The sequence below is a fragment of the Chryseobacterium pennipullorum genome, from assembly GCF_003384725.1.
Classification (GTDB): Bacteria; Bacteroidota; Bacteroidia; order Flavobacteriales; family Weeksellaceae; genus Chryseobacterium; species Chryseobacterium pennipullorum.
Window position 1 is genome coordinate 75,782 of sequence record NZ_QNVV01000016.1, and the last position, 18,079, is coordinate 93,860.

An 18,079-nucleotide genomic window follows, 5' to 3' on the forward strand; every position below is an offset into this window, starting at 1 on the left:
AAATGAGTAAAGAGTTTTTATATACCGAAATTGCCGATGGCATTGCCACACAAATCAGAAATGGAGTGTTAAAAGCCGGAGACAAACTCCCATCGGTCAGAATGTTATGCAGTGAACACCAGGTGAGCATGAATACCGCAAAACGCGTATTTCTGGAATTGGAATCCCAATCGTTGGTAGAGTCTAAACCGCAGTCCGGTTATTTTGTCAGCCAGCTGCTCTCTGTGAAACTTCCTTTGCCTGCGGTAAGCCGTCCTTCACTGATTGCCAACAACGATGAACCCGATGAGCTCATCAGTAAAGTCTATGAAAATATGGGACGGAAAGATCTTACTTTTTTTTCAATAGGAATCCCATCAGGAGACCTTCTGCCCCATGCAAAGCTTAAAAAAGAGATTGTGCATGCCATGCGGGAATTAAAAGATGGCGGAACAGAATATGAGGAACTTCAGGGCAACCTGAAACTGAGAAGAATGAATGGGCTTGTACAGTATGACGGTTTGTCTTTTATTTCATTCAGTAATTGTAAGACCAACCACCTGCTTTCGCAAGGATTTCCAGGAAGCCGCCAAAGGGACAGCATAATGGTCAACAATTCACAGTTTCCAGATTTTCCTGACCCCAGCAGTTCAAAGATGCAGCCTGTTTTCTATGAGACCCTACTATTCCGGGTGTCTGTTTCTGTCATTATCCTGTTGATAATCATCGTCATCGTTCAGCTGACGACGAATTTTCTCCGGCTAAAAAACAAAGCTCTGAAGCAAATTGTTCATAATAAGAATTCTGAACTTAAGGAAACCTTCCTTCACCTGGAAGTGGTAAAAAATGAACTTCAAAAAGAAACGGAGTACCAGAAAAAGCTGGTGGAAACCATCAGCCACGATATCACTACCCCCATCAGGTTTATTGCCATGCTATCTCAGAAGCTTTATGAATCGGATGATGTGGAAATTCAGAAAAAGTATTTTGACAGCATTTACAAGTCTTCAGAACAGTTGTATCAGTTCACCTTGAATTTAAAGGAATATACCGAACTCTATAAGGCTCAGAATATCGTTGAAGAAAAAGAATATGCCCTGAGCAAAATTCTGGAAACCAAAAAGAACTTATTCTGTGAAATTGCCAAAGAGAAAGGAACCACAATCATTACTGTAACAGAGAAGGAGGTGTACTGCAGGATAAATGAAAGCATTCTGACAGCCATCATCCATAATATTCTGGACAATGCGGTGAAAAATACCTCGGAAGGAGAAATTATGCTGAATATGAAAGAGAACCAACAAAAAACAGAAATCACCATAACAGATACAGGGATTGGAATGCCTGCAGAACAGATCGCCATTTATATGAACCTTTTCACCAATCCTAAACTGGAGACTCCCAGCTTTAAAGGAAAGGGACTTGGTCTGCATATGGTGATTCATCTGGTAAAAAAAATCAAAGCAGAGATCAGCTTCCATCACAACCATCCCAAAGGGACCGTTGTTAAACTCATACTCGATAAAACCAAATTAAATGAATAACAAAATATTAATTGCTGACGATCATTACGTTGTAAGGGCAGGCACCGCACTGGTACTGGAATCCGCATTTTCCGGATTGCAGATAGATTTTGCAGAAAACTACGATCAGGTAAAGAAAAGGCTGCTGTCAAAACTGTACAGTCTTCTTATCCTGGATATTGATATGCCTGGTACACAGTATAAAAAAATGATATCTGAGCTTAAAGGAATACAGCCTGATATCAAAATCCTGGTATTTTCAGGCTATGATAAAGACGTAGCTATCCAATACATCAGAGAAGGCGCTGAGGGTTACCTGAACAAACAGAGCAGTGAAGAAGAGATTAAAAACGCGGTAAAAGCTGTGATTGAAAAAGGATATTATTACCCCGCGGAACTGATCGGATTGATTATCCAGAATAAAAGAGATAACCCCGCAGAAAAACTTTCTGCAAGGGAATATGAGATCTTTAAACTGCTGGCAGACGGAAACGGCAATCTGGAAATATCCAACAGACTCAATATACAGATGTCAACGGTAAGTACCTATAAGAAAAGAATTTTTCAGAAACTGAATGTCAGTAATATTGCGGAACTGATCAAGGTGTATGAAATGATGCATTAGCGAGTCAAGAGAAGTTCAGGTCTCTTATTTATATCCAATGCCTATGATAGCGATTGAAATAATGATTTTTACATGTAAAAAATAATCAAGAAATTTAACATCACTTAATTTTTTATAACCCACTGCATTATAATTGCAAAAAAATCATGAATCGACCTGATAAAGCCAACCAGGGAAGCCAACGTTTCCGATCTATAAAACTTTGTATTTTCTTTTCAGGACTTTCCGTATTTGCGCAGCTTTATTTGTTTCAGCCGTTGCTGCCCATGGCGGCAGACCATTTCCAGGTCTCTGTAGGTGATACTTCTCTTCTTGTTTCTTCCTCCACGATCGGTATGGCTTTGGGATTACTTTTTTTTGCATTTAAAGCGGATAGCTATTCAAGGAAAAGCCTGATGGTTTTTTCTTTGGTATCGTCAGCTCTACTTACTATTATTTCTACCTGGATTCCGAGTCTCAGTCTTCTTGTGGGTATTGGGGTTATGAAAGGTTTTGTTGTTTCCGGGGTTTCAGCGGTTGCTCTTGCCTACCTTACCGAAGAAGTAAGCGCCCTGGCAGTACCGGCAGCAATCAGCATGTATCTCAGCGGCAATACCATAGGCGGAATGAGCGGAAGGATACTTGCCACTCTTATGGCAGGAGAGTTCGGCTGGCGGAATGCCATTCTCATCATTGGGATAGAGAGCTTACTGCTGGGGATCATCTTTTGGAAAATGTTTCCTGAGTCCAGGTTCTTCAACCCTCAGAAGACAGATTATCATCAAAAAATAAAGCAGATGAAGTTCTTTTTAACGAATCCTTACATGCTTCGGTTGTATTTTATTGCAGCTTTGCTGATGGGCTCTTTTGTAAGTGTATACAATTATCTGACTTTCAGGTTGGAATCTCCACCTTTCTCACTCAGCCATTTTATCATTGCTTTTATTTTCCTGATGTATATTTTTGGTGTTTTTGGAACAATGATCGTCGGACGCCTTGCCAAAAGATTTTCCAAGAACAATATCCTGAAAATTTCGATCCTTTTGATGCTGGCAGGAGCGTTATTTCTTTTATCTGAAAATACTTATATTCTTATTTTCGGGCTGGGTCTTTTCACCCTTGCTTTTTTTGCAGCGCATACAATGGCCAGCCAGATGACCGCTTTGTATGCAAGAAGAGGCAAATCATCAGCTACGTCTATTTACTGGCTATTTTATTATTTCGGTTCCAGCATTCTGGGAAGCGGTACCGGATATCTACTTCACGCCTACTCTTGGAATGTCTTCATTGCGGTTCTCTGCATTGCCGTAATTATGGGTCTTCTGCTGGCTACAGCCCAGACTCCGGCTAAAGAAATGACGAAAGCCTAATACCACACGGATACCACATGCATAATTTTGCAAACCGGAGTTCAAGCACCGTCAATACTGCTATTTTAACATAGCTTTAAGTAGTCATGTTAAAAGTTTAACCTAACATTCACGAAAACAACATCTAACAAAGCGATGCAAGGCATAATGTTTGCTATTTTATAAGTACACAATATCACCATTAAATTCAAAATAATATGAACGTAGCAGATCTTAAAATCAAAAACTTAGTCGAGTACAAAAATCAGATTTACACGATCACTGAGATATTTCAAAATATCGACCAGGCGTATTTTGTTAAAATTGAAAATGATATTCAGCGTATTTCGGTACCAGCAAATTCTATCAGACCTATTAAAATTACTGAAGAATGGCTTGAGATATTAGGTTTCTCAAGGACTTACAGCTCAGAACAGTGTATAAGATATGAAAGGCCGGAAACCTTCATCAAATATGATATTGATCTGAGCTCAAGAAAGATCCTTGAGGGTCTGAAAATATATGGCAACGCCATAAAGTGTAAATATATTCATGAATTCCAGAATATATTTTCATGTCTGTTTGGTAAGGAGCCTACTGCCCTGCATTATGGCTACCTGAAAACAGAATCATAGTTAAATAGTTCTTAGTTTATTTAGAAAACCACAGTTTAGTTTATAAGCTGTGGTTTTCTTTTGGAATCCACAGATGAGGGATAGTAAGACCAAAACTATGAAAAACAGTTGTACATATTCTTTAATTGACCTGGGAATCAGGGACATTGTAAAACCTTTAAGCTTCGCCGATTTAAATTAAAATAAAAAACCGGAGACAAAAAAGATCTCTAAAATTCCGAAATATTCACCATCCCTAATTCATTCGTTTCATGCATATTTGTATGATATCTTCTATAAGTTCTCTGCAGAAGATCCGAAAAAAAACATCCATACAAAAAACACGGACAATGATTTTAAAGATTATTAATTCCGCTCTGATCCTGATAGCTGTTTTTATGGGCTTCAAACAGGGTATTGCGATGATTACAGGAAAGCCTGAAATGCTAACCTTATTTGGAAAATGGGGCTTCAACAAAACCGGCCTGATTATTAACGGGGCTATAACCATACTGGCTTCGGTTATGATCCTTTTTCCAAAAACATTTGTATGGGGAAATTTTCTGATGGCAGCAGGGATCCTGCTGATCAGCTGTTTCCATCTTCTGAATAAAGACCTGAAGGGTTTTATGACCGAACTTCCGTTCCTGTGCCTGAATCTGCTTATCATTTATCTTCAGCATCCCTTAAAAAACTAAGATATGAAAACACGAAACCTGATGAGCATCACAGCCATCGGCCTCCTCTCCTGCTTTGCTTGCGGCCAGAATACCTCCAAGACACAGGAAAAACAACAATTTAAAACACAAAATATCATGGATTTATCTAAAATAACCGACCCGTCGGTACAAATGGCAATAGAGGCCTTACAGACAGGCAACAAAACCTGGTACGGATTCTTCACGGAAGATCCTGTAATGACCGATGATGGAAATCCTGTGGATTTTAAATCTTTTTTTGCCAATGCCCTGGGCAGCGAGTTGTTTATCAGTATCGACCGTGTAGAGAATGACGGCAAGGATATTTATGGCAATTTCAAAGCAGGTAAATGGGGAACATTTCCTGTATTTTTCAAATTTCATAAAAATAAGGATGGTCAATTTGACCGACTTGATATTGGCCAAAACCGGTAAATGAGCTATAAAGAATCGGGTGAAATCCGGTTTTATCAATAAAAAAGGGAGATGATCAACTCATCTCCCAGTATTATGATATTACAACTTCAATTCAGTGATATTTATGTCCAATGCTCAGCTTTTAAAGACTGTTTTACGAGCAAGCTTCAATGTATAGCTATTTTTGATTTTTGTCAAAGTATACTGCCCTTTCTTATAAACCACTGCTTTTTTGGAGGCTTTTCTTTCCAGGACCAGGCTTCCTTCGGATTCAGGAAGAAACAATTCTGCCTCTTTACCGTCTTCGCTGAGAATAATGGTAGCATTGGAAATATATGATTTTCTGGAGTCTACCTCTTTCAATTGTATTTTCTCTTCAAAAAGCCTTACACAGTCTTTCTTTAATACCGAGAAAGTATATCCTGCGGAACCTTTACATCCATGTTTATCTTTGTCAGAGCCTGCTCCTTTTGGGCTAAGCTGTGCCCAGGCTCCTGAAGTAAAAAGTACAGATGCGATAACGGTCATCAAAAATTTTGCGTTTTTCATATGTTTATGTATTAATAAATTTTCTGTTAAGATAATTCTTTCAGGATACTTTGCAGCCAGCTGATCTATCAGCGCATTTAGAAATCCTGAATACTCAGCAAAATTTAGAAAGATTTTGCAGTTAAGAAAAAATCAACCTACTACATGTATACCTCATTTTATTTTTTTGGAGGTAATCCCTCTCTGTTCCTTACAAAGAATCAAAGAAAATAAACAGTTCCTGTTCTGTGGGCACATTGAGTTTTTTTCGGAGACGATGTTTTTTCTGCTGTACAGATTTGTGCTGGATAAAGGTATATTCTGCTATTTCCTTCGAAGTAAAATTAAGTTTAATCATGGCACAGAATGCAAGCTCAGAAGCTCCTAACTTAGGGTTTATGTCCAGTAGCTTCGTGCAGAAGTCGGGATAGATTTCCTGAAATCTTGTTAAAAAAGTTGAATCATTCTTTTTTGCCAGTGTGACAAGCTCGTCAAAGGAGTCATTAATTCTGTTTTTCAATGAAATCGCCTCATATTTGAATTCATTTTGCCGCTGTCTTAAAGATCTGTTGTGTCTGTAGACCAGAAAAAAAATAACGATAATAGCGATCACGACGGCGCTGCCATAAAAATATAATTTTTTCTGAAGCCCATTGGATTCTTCGTCTTTTTCAGCAAGCATATGGTCTATCGAAATATTGATTGCTTCACTCTGAATATTCTCCAATGCTGTTTTTTCTTCTGTATATTTCTCCATCGCCTCCTTTTCTTTCTCAGGCTCATTCAGCATCCTGTAGGTCTTTGCAATCGATTCGTAAATTCCTGGAATATAATACAGTCTGTTGGTTTTGTTATAATTGTCCAATGCTTTATCGTAATAACTTAAAGCTTCTTTATAATCGCCCACCTCAAAGTAATAATCACCATGGATAAGATATAAAAAGCCCGTCTGCACATTTACCTTACCGGTATTGACGATCCTTTTACATGCCTTGTTCAGGTAGATTAATGTGGAATCCTTTCTTTTGGTATACCGCAAATGGTGTCTTGCCAGCAAAGCATTCAAAGAAACACCCTGCACATCAATTTTTTTTCCTTGCTGCAGGTAGTAATACGCAGAATCCGGTTGATTGTCCTTATACAAAAAATTGGCACGGTTGGCATACAGCTTATGCAAATAAAATTTCTTTTGGTCTTTATCGGATACGTTCTTCACGTAATACAGTCCTTTCGAATTTAGGCTCAGCGCACTTTTATACAGTCCGATCACTCCGTTCAGCTGGCCGTGTTCCTGATACATTCTAGCCTTCAGAACAGGACTGTTCACGGTCTTAAGCTCTTTTTCTGCCATCGAAAGATAAGACAATCCTCTTCTGTAATTACCAATTGTTGATGAAATATTGGAAATATTCAGGTAGCAAAGTATAATGCCTTCCTTGTATTTATTTTCTTTGGCAATATTGAGATAATCTTTGTTGAGGCGTACCAGGCTCTCATAATCTCCCTGGATGCGAAGTGATTCCGTCTTTTTGAGCAGTATGCTGTCAAAGCGGTTGGGTGAGAAACTGCGCTGACCATAAACCAATCCCACACTAAATATCATACAGATAAGCAGAGGTTTCAGAAAGCGGTTGTATGAATGATATACTCTGCTTGATAAATATTGCGGAGAGGACATGTTTTTCTTAATTTTTAAAAAGGCTCATCACAGTTACATTCTGAATCATAGTTGATTAAAAGATATCACTTGACAAATAATTATTTTATCATTTGTAATTTTTATTGCATTACAAATAATATTCCAATCGCAAAAATAAGATTCTTTTCTCTTAAAAAGCAATAGTACTTAATGAAATCATAAATGGTAACATCGCCAAAAATGACTTCTCTTCGCAGAAAGTTCACCTGCCCTACTGAATCCGCTATTTGATCTTTTTGAATTCAATATTGAACATATTGGCTCCGGAAAGCCTGAAACCGCAGACTGCATTATCTTTGCCATATATAAAATCAAGTCTTCCGAAAAAAGATTTAAAAGAATAAAGACTCGAAGAACTTAAAGGATACAGCTGCACGTCCCTATTGATCGAATGTCTTGCCACCAAACGGTTATTCTCAATGATCAGTTCATAGATGGTATTGAACTCTTCATTCTTATAGATACCGGTAAAGGTATGAAGATCTATCTTTTCTTCTTTCACAGGCTTCAATACTACTTTTTTGCAGAGGAATTTAAAATCCCCAACCGTATAGAGAAGTGCTCCTTCCTGAAATGTGAAATTTCCGGTTGGAATGGCCGGGACTTCAAACCGACGATCTCCAATACCTGGCAACGGGGTTTTGTCACTACTAAAATAGAGGTTTTTACCGTCCGTGGAGATTTCGATATAGTTCCCGGGATCTATCTCGTACATTCCTGCAAATTCCCTCAATTCCTTTGGGGTGTATGTCCTATTTCCTGAAACCGGCGGTAGGGTCTGATGCTTTCCCAGGAATACATCTACCAGTCTATAGGCAATAAGCAATCCGTCAAAGACACTCCTGTTACCTGCCAGCACAATGGACAGATGATAATCGGGAATATGCAGTATGTACGACCGATACCCCGCTGTACCACCCCCATGGAAAACAATATCAAGTCCTTTGTATTTCCCGGTCTGCAGGCCGAGTCCGTATTCTATTTTCTCCCCGTTGTTCAGTAATGTACTTTGCTGCATTTCATTGTAGATCTCCCTGTTTCCAACGATGGGATTCTGAAAGTTGGCTGCCCAAATACACAGATCGTTAAGGCTGGTGAAAATATTAGAAGAACCATTTTCCATCTGTCCGAGGGGATACTTGGAAAAGACAGAACCGCTTTCCTTATAAGATTCTGCTTTATTAGGGATTATGATCTCAGAATCATCGATCGCCATTGTATGGTTCATATGAAGAGGAGTGGTAATATAGGTCTTGACTATTTCTTTAAAATCTTTTTGGTACACCCGGTGCAGAATTTCTGCAAGCAGCATAAAACCGGTATTGTTGTATTTGTATTGATCACCAGGTGGAAAGTTGATGCTTCTGATAGCCAGAACAGTTTTTACCGCATCAGTGTTGGTCACCCGGAATTCATCGCCAAATCCCTGCAATCTTTTAATTACCGTAAAATCAGGTAATCCATGGGTATGATTTGCGAGTTGCCTGATGCTTATTTTGTAAGGCAAATGCTTCAGTTCCGGCAGATAGATGCTGATATCATCTTCTAAGGACAGCCTTCCCTCCTTCCTTGCTATAAGAATAAGCATCGCCGTAAACTGTTTAGAGACTGACGCGATATCAAAAGCAGTTGAATCACTTATGGGTATCTTATTTTCAAGATTGGCCAGTCCGTATGTTTTTTTATAAATGGTTTTTCCGTCCCCGACAATTCCGATGGCCATCCCCGGGGCATCTGATCTTGAATAAGAATTAACAACCGAGTCCGCTTTCCGGAGCTCCTCTTTTCCAATGAACTGTCCAGAACAGATTCCGAAGTTCAGAATGCTAAAAAAGAATAGGGTAAGTTTAATTGTAAGCTTCATTTGTTTGAATTTTTAATGATGAAGCAAATCTGAAACTTTACAACCGTTTAAACATCCGGATACCGGAAACCGGACGCTTTTTTTCGTAAAAATCAGTCCGACTTAAAACCGGACAAGACCTAAACTATTGATTTTCTGTAATCTGTAGGGGTTACACCGGTTTCTTTTTTAAATGCTGTATAGAATGAAGATTTTGAATTGAAACCCACTTCATATAATATTTCCAGTACAGTCAATTGAGGCTGACTTCTGAGAAGTATTTTTGCATCGTTGATTCTAAACTCATTGATAAAGTCAAAAAAATGTTTACCTGTTTGCTGATTAATAAGCTGTGACAATTGTTTTTCCGGAAGAAGAGTCTGCTCTGCCAGCTTCTGCAAGGTAAGTTTATCATCCAGATAGGGTTTCGTGGTTTCCATAAAGTGCATCAATGTTTTAAGTTCTTGTGGTTTTTCTTTGGGGCCGTCGGCCGGCAGCACAGGAACGAGATCTTTATCAATCCCGGCCAGGAGATTGGGACGGTACAATGCATTAAGGACAAACCAACAGATCACAAACAGAACAAACAGGGATGAGAATGTGTACAGATACATAAAAACAGCGTCATTTTGTTCTACAAAATCCCTTAGCAGTACAAAAAAGTTTCCGATCAAGAAAAGAATGGTGGTCTGTAACAGCCACTTATAAGTCAATTGATGATTGCTTGAATAGTTTTCCTGGTACAGCTTTCTGAAAGTCCGCAATACCCAAAACACCGCAATAATATAATAGTAATACTGAATAGTGGATACAATATCGAATATTTTGTCCAATGGTTCAGAACTCCCAGCCATACCGAATAGACCGAAAAAAACTAAAAATGGAATCCCATGCAACAGATGCTTTCTGCGAAGGGTAAAATTATAATAACAGGCTGCATTCACATAGAGATAATACAGGGGCATCTGAAGCAGGATACTCGCCAGCTTAAATCCGAGGATCACCCTGTGATCCGGAGCTGCAATAAAAAACCCCGAAAGATCGACGACGGAGATCAGAAGAAAAGCGGCAAATAAATAGTTAGGTAATTTCCTTTCGGATTTTGCGGTGATTAAGAAAATACTTAAAAGTAAAAACAAGAAAACAATAATTTTACCTACATCGTTGATTAATGCCATATGCTTTTATTATCAATATCACAAAAATACAAATAATATTGGGTGAATTGATTAAAATGATCTTCATCTGCTCTATTTTACCTTTCCGGTTTCGTTCGATACCTTGTGATATTTACGTAAATTTGTGCACGTGTAAATTTAAACCGGGCGCACCTTGATTATGGATACAGACCTCATCGTTTCACAACTCATAGAGCATTTTAAAGAAATAGTACCCTTACAGGACGCGGACATCGGATGTATCACTGCAAAACTGGAGATCATCCAGCTTAAGAAGAAAGACTATCTCCTCCGTTCAGGTGAAGTGTCCAGATCGATGCGTTTCATCGCCAAAGGGAGCCTTTACGCCTACCATATTGATGAGAAAGGGAAAGAAAACACTACCCAGCTGGGCATAGAAAACTGGTGGGTCAACGACCTGTACAGCTATCTGAGTGAAATGCCGTCAAGCATGTTTATCCAGGCCAATGAAGACACAACTATTCTTCAGATCAGCAAAACCAATCTGGAAGTGCTTTACAGAGAAGTGCCTGCCATTTCTGAATTCTGGCGCCTGAAAATACAAAGTGCCTACGTTACTTTACAGGAACGGACCTTTGAACACTCCAGGGTGGATGCCTATACAAAATACAGGAATTTTGTTTCCACCTACCGCAATATCGAACAACGCTTTCCACAGTATATGATCGCGTCCTACCTGGGAATCACAGTGGAATATCTAAGCTATTTACGGAAAAAGCACCTCTCAGACGTTTCTTAAGATTTCTTAAGTTTATTGCGTTCCGGCCTGAATAATTTTGCTCACAGAATTTTAATGAGTGAATTATGAAGGCTAAATTTATCGCTATGACCGCCCTTGCAGCAGTTTCATCCGGACTGTATGCACAAAAAGCTTCCTATACCCCCGACTTTGTAGCAGGGCACCGTTCCTATACCTATATGCACAATATCAACTATCAATTGAATGACCGGTTGAAATTGAACAATCTCACTTTATTTGACACGGAATACACCAGGGATAAAGAGAATATTTTCTTCATCAGAAATACCGTAGCCTACAGCATCACCCGGAAGCTAAGTGCAAATGCTGCTTTCGGGATGAAAAATCCGGGTGCGTTCTTCAGTGCGTACCTGCAATACAAAATCGGTAACCCCATCTATTCTCTTTCCTACTCTATCGGAACAACTTATCAGAAAGGCTTTTCCCTTGAGCAGTACGTTTCACTGGAATATACTCCTTATCTGACCAGAAATCTTAAAGGATATTTCAGTGTGCTGGCGATCGGAAATATTGATGACAGCGGTTATCCCCGGGGATTACAGCTCATCAGACTGGGGGTAAAACAAAACAAAATGATGTACGGTATAGCGTCTAATTTTGACCAGTTCAACAACGGAAAAAAGACCCTTAAAAACATTGGGGGATTTATAAAATATAACTTTTAAATAATAAGAAATGAAAAAGAACATTGATTTAGGACTGCTGATCAGCAGAATCGCCATTGGGTTTCCCATGTCGGTTTATGGAGTGAACAAGCTGATCCACGGAATTGAATTTATCGAAGACATGATGATCATGCATGGGCTGCCTTCTTTTTTTGCCTATGGTGTATTTGCCGGGGAAATTATAGCTCCCGTGATGCTGATGCTGGGGTTCAGGGCACGTCTCGCAGGTTTGATCTTTGCGGCCAATTGTTTTACTGCAACTATCCTTGCCCAAACGTCCAATCTGTTCAAGCTGAATGATTTTGGCGGCTGGGCACTGGAATTACTGGTGATTTATATGCTTGTAAGCGTCAGTTTCTTCTTTACCGGAGCAGGAAAATATGCTGTTTCTACGAGTACTCAATGGGATTAACCCAGAATAAGGTGACTGTATAAAACCTGTATCCCTTCTTGTAATGACCATGGATGTATGAATACAACAACTCATGCATTCGTGGCCATTAAAAGAAGTTTCCTCCGGCTAATCAGTAAATTTCGCCAGACAGCGGCTGCAGTTTTTCAATGGATCCTGGAATATTGCTTCGGTTTCAGTCCGATATGCTCTTGAAATACCTTTGAAAAGTGGCTCATATTGGAAAAGCCCATTCTATACCCCACTTCTGACACCGTATATTTTTTTTCTTTTAACAAAAAGGCAGCTTCTTTCATCCTGAACTCCTGATAGTACCTGAAGATACTGTTTCCGAAAATCTGTTTAAACAACCGCTTCAGTTTGGTAGGACTCATTCCTGCCTGTAAAGATAACGCAGAGATGACAGGCGGCACCGCCAGGTTCTTTAGAATTTCTTCTTTTATGGTATACACCGTTTCAATATCCTTGGCATTCAATGCATACAGGTTTTTCTCATTCCGCTTTTCCAGCTCCATCAGCAATCTGCAAATCAACTCTTCTGCTTTCACCCGCAAAAAAAACAGTTTAAACGTTTCAGCGGTATGTTCAGAAATGATCTCCTCTACAATCTCCAGTAAAGAAGGATATATGATCTGCTCAAAAAGGAAGGGCTGCGTATTCTGCAAAAGACTTTCCAACACCGGAGACTGATCTGAAAACCTGAAGAGTCCGCTGAGATAGCCAGCATCTATTTCTATATTTATTGTGGCGGTATTGCTGTGGATGGAAATGACCTCATCGGTATTGATCCTGCTGGTTCCTATTAAAACGGAAGGTAACCCGGATCTTTGTTTCTTCTCCTGTGAAGTTTCTATGTCAGGAAATACCTTCTGAAATTTAAAGAACAGCATCTTTCCGCCCTCATTAAAATCAAGGTTTGAGATACTGATATCTTCTTTCAGTTCATAATTACTGATCAGCATCCTGATGTATTCATTGAAAACATATCCTGTACAATATCCACTTCCAAACCGTGCAGGAATCTGAAGTTTTCTCTGCCTGATTTCTGTTCCCAACAAACCGGCCAGTTTCTTTAAAACATTGGGGACTGTTTGGTCAATTTCATCCATAAAAGTCTTTTACAGCTATTTTCATGTCTAATTTAACTATTTTATTTCTAAAATACATCTGAAATTTGTATCAAATTAAATAATTTAAAATCATGTTATTAGAAAATAAAAGTGTAGCCATTATCGGTGCTGGCCCGGTTGGTCTTACCATGGCCAGATTGCTTCAGCAGCAAAACATCAACGTTACAGTTTATGAAAGAGACCGGGACCCTTATGCCAGAATTTTTGGAGGGACCCTGGACCTTCACAAAGATTCCGGGCAGAAAGCTATGAAAAAAGCCGGATTGCTGCACACCTATTATAAAAATGCAATTCCCATGGGCATCATTATGACCGATCAAAAGCTTAATACTATTTTCACTAAGAATATAAGTCCTGAAAATCAACTTGATAATCCGGAGGTCAATAGAAACAATCTAAGAAAAATGCTTCTGGACAGCCTCGGTGAAGAGACGGTGGTCTGGGACCGCAGATGTACAGGTCTGGAGGTTCATGACGGCCGATGGGTCCTTCTTTTTGAAAACGGTGTAAAAGCTGCCGCTGATCTCGTTATAGCAGCCAATGGCGGAATGTCCGCAATACGGAAATATGTTACAGAAACACCTGTTGAAGATACCGGAACGCTGATCATTCAAGGAGATATTCCCCATCCGGAAGCAGCTTGTCCAGAGTTTTATAATTTGTGTAATGGCCACAGGCTTATGACTGCCTATCAGGGTAATCTGATCGTTATAAATCCTAATAATAATGGTGCCCTCACCTATGGGATCATCTTTGAGAACCCTTATGATAAAGAAATGGATATCACAGATACGGACAGTATCCGCGGATTTCTTCTGGAAAGGTTTTCTCAGTGGGATCGACGGTATCAGGACCTGTTTCAGTCTACAACTTCATTCTGGAGTCTGCCAACAAGAATATTACCTTTGAACACCCCCTGGAAAGATAACCGTCCTCTGCCGATAACACTTATTGGAGATGCCGCACACCTTATGCCGCCCTTTGCCGGGCAGGGCGTTAATACGGGACTTATGGATGCATTGATCTTATCTGAAAGTCTTACTGATGGAAAACATCAATCCCTACAGGCTGCTATAGCATATTATGAGCAACAGATGTTTGTGTATGCCAAAGAAGCACAGGTTTCATCGTCCCAAAATGAAATAGAAATGCGCCATTCTGATTTTACTTTCCAGCAGCTGATTCATTAGAGAGAACAGATACTTTACCAATTCTCTAAATAAAAATCTATTCGGTAGTGTGGTCTGTATCTTCAAGTTTCTTTCTGTAATTCTTCGGGGTTAATCCGGCTTTTATTCTAAAGAGGTATGAAAAATGGGAAAAGTTCCGGAACCCCAGTTCAAAAGCAATTTCTTTAATGGACTTATCCGAGCTGTGAAGGAGGTTTTTTGCCTCCAGAATAATTCTTTCTTTGATAAACTCCAGGGGAGAAATGGTGTACTGCTTTCTGCAGATGACCCCAAGGTAATTGGGAGTAATGCAGAGCTGTTCTGCATAAAAAGCGACATTCTTCTGGGTTTTATAATATTTGTCAACCAGCATATGAAATCGGAAGGCCAGATTATCAGGAGTACTCAGCGCTTTATGTCCATAGGCATGCTCCACCCAGAGATTGATGATCAGCGCCAGGAGACGTACCCTTGCATTAATCAGTTCGGGAAAAACAACATCTGCAGCAATCTCTTTTCTGATGGCATTAAACTCCAGACTGAATCTGTGATAGGTTTCATCATCCGGCAATATCATTTCATACTTGCTGTAAGAAGAAAAGGTAAATGTGAGTGTGGGTGAAAACGTCTTCAATATGGAATCATTGATAATAAGCCTTCTGCCAACTGTATCCGGTGAAAGATCCCATTTGTATTCTTTCTTGGGAAGATGTATGAATAACTGCTGTGCCCTCAGATCGTACTTGTTGAGCCCTGTACTACATTGACCCCCTTTGCATTGATCCAGTAAAATAATGGTAAAACAGTTGTCCGGGAAAAAATTCAATGAGGCAGCACTGATTTCATCCTGAAAAACAACATCTATTCCCCGGTTAAACACCTCTTTTACCGAATTTTTATTAATGAATTCTTTATCTATTATCATACCATGCTTTTTCAATGCAAGAGACTGCTAATTTATGAAAATACACATAAACCGCTGCTTCTTACAGGGTGCAAAGATACATTCTTCCCAGCCCTCCGGAATATCAAAAACCGTGACATCACTATCATCATTTCATCCAATCCGTCACCAAGAATGGTATGGGAGAATAAAGAAAAGGGCCACCAAAGATCCTGTACGGTCTATACTTAATAGATTTCTCATGAATTTTGCACTCCGATTTCCCTGCATTTTTATTTTTGGCTGGTCGGGAAAACAATAAGTATATTTGTATAATGCTCTTTTCTTCATACCTATGTTAACAGACAAATTCGGAAGACATATCAACTATCTCAGACTGGCTGTTTTAGACCGGTGCAACCTCCGATGTACGTATTGTATGCCGGAAAACGGCCTGCCATGGATCCGGCAGAATGACCTGATGACCGATGAAGAAATGGTCAGGATCTGTTCGGTATTCACAAGCCTTGGCGTCGATAAGATAAGAATCACAGGCGGTGAACCCTTTGTAAGAAAAAACTGCATGGGGCTTATGGAAAAAATCTCGCACCTGGATGGTCTTAAAGATCTAAGCCTTACGACGAACGGCATTCTGACCGCACCGTATATTCCTAAACTTAAAGAAATTGGAATACAATCTGTGAATCTCAGCCTTGATACCCTGGATGAAGAACGTTTTTTCAGAATAACCCGCCGCAGAAGTTTTGATAAGGTGATGAAAACACTGGATCGTTTACTGGCACATGGTATTAAAGTCAAAATAAATACCGTCGTCATGGAACATCAGAATACAGAGGATATTATTCCTCTGGTTGAGCTTACCAGGGAGCTTCCTGTAGATGTACGTTTTATTGAAGAAATGCCTTTTAACGGGACTCATGATGCGGAAACCGTACTGAAGTGGGACCACCCGAGAATTTATTCCTTTATCAGAAGTTATTTTCTGGATCTTGTGAAAACCGATGCGCCCAAAAGCTCTACTTCATATCATTATAAAATCCCGGGGTTTGCCGGTGGTATAGGAATCATCGCTGCCTTCACCCGTTCATTTTGCGGGGACTGCAACAGAATCCGCATTACTCCGTCCGGATTGTTGAGAACCTGTCTGTATAGCGGCGACGGGATTAATTTGAAAGATGAAATACGGGCCGGAAAAACAGATGAAGAGCTTAAAAACACTATTATCAACAGTATACATCATAAGCCAAAAGATGGATGGGAAGCTGAAAGACAAACCCTCACTCCCGCACAGGTTCATCAGTCTATGGCTACAATAGGAGGATAACTATGGACATGATTACCGTACAACAGGCAGAAGATATTATATTTTCCCAGGTTCAGAGCTTTGGAAAGGAGCTCATTTCATATGACGATGCCTTGGGACGGGCGCTCGCAGAAGATCTTATTGCAGACAGGGACCTTCCGCCGTTCGACAGACCCACCGTAGATGGAATCGCCATCAGCTATGCTTCCTATGAAAAGGGCAGCCGGTCTTTTGCAATAAAAGCAATACAATCTGCCGGAGAACCTCCCATTGCAATTGACTCAGAAGATGAATGTATTGAAATCATGACTGGCGCTGCGCTGGATCGCTCGGTGGATACGGTGATCCGGTATGAAGATATTTCAATCCATCATGGCACTGCAACGATTACTATAGATCTGAAAAAAGGACAAAATATTCATCTGAAGGGTAAAGACAAAAAAGAAGGTGAAGTATTGGTAAGGGCGCACCAGAATATTACTCCTGCTATCATAGGGATTGCTTCTTCTATTGGAAAAACTTCAATATCGGTAAAGAAACTTCCTAAAATTGCCATTATTTCTACGGGAGATGAAATGGTAAGTGCCGGTTCGGCTCCCAGTCCGTTTCAGTTAAGGCGTTCGAATGGAATAACAATACAGTCTGTTTTGAAAAAATACCGAATTGAGGCAGATACCCTGCACCTTAACGATGACTATGAAGAAATCAAAAAAGAACTATCCCATTGCCTTAGTGAATACGATATCCTGCTGATGACTGGCGGAGTTTCCATGGGAAAATTTGATTACCTTCCTAAGGTATGCGAAGAGCTGGGAATAGAAAAGCTCTTCCACAAAATAAAACAGAGACCTGGAAAACCTTTCTGGTTTGGCAAAAGTAAGGATCAGAAGCTTGTTTTTGCATTTCCAGGAAATCCGGTTTCCGTCATGATGTGTCTCCACCGGTATTTTATCCCATGGCTCGAAAAATCGCTTGTAGTTTCCGGGAATACACCTCTGGTTGCAGTCTTAGAGAATGATATTGATTTTCCTATTGCACTTCAGTATTTTGCACAGGTAAAGCTTACCATAAATCAGACGGGACAGCTTACCGCCGAAACGGTGAATACCAATGGTTCAGGAGATTTTTCTCATCTTGCGGATACCGATGCTTTTATTGAACTTCCCCTGGAAAAGGACGTTTTCAGAAAGGGAGAGGTTTTCAAAATATGGAAGTATGGTTTTTAAAACAGAAGCCTGAAATACAGGCAGTCCTGTACGCGTAAAAAAAGTAAATGCATTCAA

Annotated in this window: 18 protein-coding genes; 12 read left to right on the top strand and 6 right to left on the bottom strand. The window is 39.8% G+C overall.

From position 1 onward, the window contains the following. Nucleotides 1-2 precede the first annotated feature (2 nt). The 6 genes from DRF67_RS21600 to DRF67_RS16115 all read left to right on the top strand — a co-directional run bounded on the left by DRF67_RS21600 (nt 3) and on the right by DRF67_RS16115 (nt 5,202). On the top strand, nt 3-1,523 hold the full coding sequence (locus DRF67_RS21600) for an ATP-binding protein (protein WP_165851814.1): 1,521 nt from the start codon (nt 3-5) through the stop codon (nt 1,521-1,523). Further along, entirely contained in the window at nt 1,516-2,127 is a 612-nt protein-coding gene (locus tag DRF67_RS16095) for a response regulator transcription factor (RefSeq protein WP_115929319.1), read from the top strand. Before DRF67_RS21600 ends, DRF67_RS16095 begins: the two co-directional genes overlap by 8 nt. A gap of 146 nt (nt 2,128-2,273) precedes the next feature. Further along, nucleotides 2,274-3,476, top strand: a complete 1,203-nt coding sequence (locus tag DRF67_RS16100; RefSeq protein WP_115929320.1) for an MFS transporter — start codon at nt 2,274-2,276, stop codon at nt 3,474-3,476. Nucleotides 3,477-3,673: 197 nt separating this feature from the next. Next, nucleotides 3,674-4,090, top strand: a complete 417-nt coding sequence (locus DRF67_RS16105) for a hypothetical protein (protein ID WP_115929321.1) — start codon at nt 3,674-3,676, stop codon at nt 4,088-4,090. A 329-nt stretch (nt 4,091-4,419) separates the two neighbouring features. Further along, nucleotides 4,420-4,767: a DoxX family protein gene (locus tag DRF67_RS16110; protein WP_115929365.1), complete on the top strand. Its 348-nt coding sequence runs from the start codon at nt 4,420-4,422 to the stop codon at nt 4,765-4,767. Nucleotides 4,768-4,770: 3 nt separating this feature from the next. Next, nucleotides 4,771-5,202 (top strand): hypothetical protein, encoded by a 432-nt coding sequence (locus DRF67_RS16115; protein WP_115929322.1) that lies wholly within the window; start codon nt 4,771-4,773, stop codon nt 5,200-5,202. A 117-nt stretch (nt 5,203-5,319) separates the two neighbouring features. Here the strand turns inward: DRF67_RS16115 and DRF67_RS16120 are convergent, their stop codons facing one another. The 4 genes from DRF67_RS16120 to DRF67_RS16135 all read right to left on the bottom strand — a co-directional run bounded on the left by DRF67_RS16120 (nt 5,320) and on the right by DRF67_RS16135 (nt 10,432). After that, the gene (locus DRF67_RS16120; protein ID WP_228435828.1) at nt 5,320-5,733 is read right to left on the bottom strand and encodes a hypothetical protein; all 414 of its coding nucleotides are present in this window, start codon (nt 5,731-5,733) and stop codon (nt 5,320-5,322) included. Between the two features lie 190 nt (nt 5,734-5,923). After that, nucleotides 5,924-7,315: a hypothetical protein gene (locus DRF67_RS16125; protein ID WP_123912766.1), complete on the bottom strand. Its 1,392-nt coding sequence runs from the start codon at nt 7,313-7,315 to the stop codon at nt 5,924-5,926. Nucleotides 7,316-7,634: 319 nt separating this feature from the next. Then, nucleotides 7,635-9,275 carry a serine hydrolase domain-containing protein gene (locus tag DRF67_RS16130; RefSeq protein WP_115929324.1) on the bottom strand — a complete coding sequence of 547 codons (1,641 nt, stop codon included), beginning with the start codon at nt 9,273-9,275 and terminating at the stop codon, nt 7,635-7,637. Between the two features lie 119 nt (nt 9,276-9,394). Continuing rightward, nucleotides 9,395-10,432 (bottom strand): helix-turn-helix domain-containing protein, encoded by a 1,038-nt coding sequence (locus DRF67_RS16135; protein ID WP_115929325.1) that lies wholly within the window; start codon nt 10,430-10,432, stop codon nt 9,395-9,397. Nucleotides 10,433-10,592: 160 nt separating this feature from the next. Here DRF67_RS16135 and DRF67_RS16140 point away from each other — a divergent pair, with 160 nt between their 5' ends. The 3 genes from DRF67_RS16140 to DRF67_RS16150 all read left to right on the top strand — a co-directional run bounded on the left by DRF67_RS16140 (nt 10,593) and on the right by DRF67_RS16150 (nt 12,290). After that, the gene (locus DRF67_RS16140; protein ID WP_115929326.1) at nt 10,593-11,192 is read left to right on the top strand and encodes a Crp/Fnr family transcriptional regulator; all 600 of its coding nucleotides are present in this window, start codon (nt 10,593-10,595) and stop codon (nt 11,190-11,192) included. A 65-nt stretch (nt 11,193-11,257) separates the two neighbouring features. Then, on the top strand, nt 11,258-11,878 hold the full coding sequence (locus DRF67_RS16145) for a hypothetical protein (protein ID WP_115929327.1): 621 nt from the start codon (nt 11,258-11,260) through the stop codon (nt 11,876-11,878). Nucleotides 11,879-11,888: 10 nt separating this feature from the next. After that, a complete protein-coding gene (locus DRF67_RS16150) occupies nt 11,889-12,290 on the top strand; it encodes a DoxX family protein (protein ID WP_115929328.1) in 402 nt (133 codons plus the stop codon). Between the two features lie 146 nt (nt 12,291-12,436). Here DRF67_RS16150 and DRF67_RS16155 read toward each other — a convergent pair whose 3' ends face one another. Then, complete coding sequence (locus tag DRF67_RS16155) at nt 12,437-13,399, bottom strand: helix-turn-helix domain-containing protein (RefSeq protein WP_115929329.1); 963 nt, start codon at nt 13,397-13,399, stop codon at nt 12,437-12,439. 92 nt (nt 13,400-13,491) lie between these two features. Between DRF67_RS16155 and DRF67_RS16160 the strand changes: the two genes are divergently transcribed. Then, nucleotides 13,492-14,610, top strand: a complete 1,119-nt coding sequence (locus DRF67_RS16160) for an FAD-dependent oxidoreductase (protein WP_115929330.1) — start codon at nt 13,492-13,494, stop codon at nt 14,608-14,610. 37 nt (nt 14,611-14,647) lie between these two features. Here DRF67_RS16160 and DRF67_RS16165 read toward each other — a convergent pair whose 3' ends face one another. Beyond that, nucleotides 14,648-15,514: a helix-turn-helix domain-containing protein gene (locus tag DRF67_RS16165; protein ID WP_115929367.1), complete on the bottom strand. Its 867-nt coding sequence runs from the start codon at nt 15,512-15,514 to the stop codon at nt 14,648-14,650. 313 nt (nt 15,515-15,827) lie between these two features. On the opposite strand from DRF67_RS16165, the gene moaA reads away from it, so the two are divergent. Together moaA and DRF67_RS16180 are read left to right on the top strand one after the other, a co-directional pair. After that, nucleotides 15,828-16,817 (top strand): GTP 3',8-cyclase MoaA, encoded by a 990-nt coding sequence (moaA, locus tag DRF67_RS16175; protein ID WP_115929332.1) that lies wholly within the window; start codon nt 15,828-15,830, stop codon nt 16,815-16,817. A gap of 2 nt (nt 16,818-16,819) precedes the next feature. Next, complete coding sequence (locus tag DRF67_RS16180) at nt 16,820-18,022, top strand: molybdopterin molybdotransferase MoeA (RefSeq protein WP_115929333.1); 1,203 nt, start codon at nt 16,820-16,822, stop codon at nt 18,020-18,022. Nucleotides 18,023-18,079 lie beyond the last annotated feature (57 nt).

Bases quoted from the DNA above. Each gene is read 5' to 3' on its own strand.
- DRF67_RS21600 (WP_165851814.1), top strand. From the start codon at position 3: ATGAGTAAAGAGTTTTTATATACCGAAATTGCCGATGGCATTGCCACA.
- DRF67_RS16095 (WP_115929319.1), top strand. From the start codon at position 1,516: ATGAATAACAAAATATTAATTGCTGACGATCATTACGTTGTAAGGGCA.
- DRF67_RS16100 (WP_115929320.1), top strand. From the start codon at position 2,274: ATGAATCGACCTGATAAAGCCAACCAGGGAAGCCAACGTTTCCGATCT.
- DRF67_RS16105 (WP_115929321.1), top strand. From the start codon at position 3,674: ATGAACGTAGCAGATCTTAAAATCAAAAACTTAGTCGAGTACAAAAAT.
- DRF67_RS16110 (WP_115929365.1), top strand. From the start codon at position 4,420: ATGATTTTAAAGATTATTAATTCCGCTCTGATCCTGATAGCTGTTTTT.
- DRF67_RS16115 (WP_115929322.1), top strand. From the start codon at position 4,771: ATGAAAACACGAAACCTGATGAGCATCACAGCCATCGGCCTCCTCTCC.
- DRF67_RS16120 (WP_228435828.1), bottom strand. From the start codon at position 5,733: ATGAAAAACGCAAAATTTTTGATGACCGTTATCGCATCTGTACTTTTT.
- DRF67_RS16125 (WP_123912766.1), bottom strand. From the start codon at position 7,315: ATGATATTTAGTGTGGGATTGGTTTATGGTCAGCGCAGTTTCTCACCC.
- DRF67_RS16130 (WP_115929324.1), bottom strand. From the start codon at position 9,275: ATGAAGCTTACAATTAAACTTACCCTATTCTTTTTTAGCATTCTGAAC.
- DRF67_RS16135 (WP_115929325.1), bottom strand. From the start codon at position 10,432: ATGGCATTAATCAACGATGTAGGTAAAATTATTGTTTTCTTGTTTTTA.
- DRF67_RS16140 (WP_115929326.1), top strand. From the start codon at position 10,593: ATGGATACAGACCTCATCGTTTCACAACTCATAGAGCATTTTAAAGAA.
- DRF67_RS16145 (WP_115929327.1), top strand. From the start codon at position 11,258: ATGAAGGCTAAATTTATCGCTATGACCGCCCTTGCAGCAGTTTCATCC.
- DRF67_RS16150 (WP_115929328.1), top strand. From the start codon at position 11,889: ATGAAAAAGAACATTGATTTAGGACTGCTGATCAGCAGAATCGCCATT.
- DRF67_RS16155 (WP_115929329.1), bottom strand. From the start codon at position 13,399: ATGGATGAAATTGACCAAACAGTCCCCAATGTTTTAAAGAAACTGGCC.
- DRF67_RS16160 (WP_115929330.1), top strand. From the start codon at position 13,492: ATGTTATTAGAAAATAAAAGTGTAGCCATTATCGGTGCTGGCCCGGTT.
- DRF67_RS16165 (WP_115929367.1), bottom strand. From the start codon at position 15,514: ATGATAATAGATAAAGAATTCATTAATAAAAATTCGGTAAAAGAGGTG.
- moaA (WP_115929332.1), top strand. From the start codon at position 15,828: ATGTTAACAGACAAATTCGGAAGACATATCAACTATCTCAGACTGGCT.
- DRF67_RS16180 (WP_115929333.1), top strand. From the start codon at position 16,820: ATGGACATGATTACCGTACAACAGGCAGAAGATATTATATTTTCCCAG.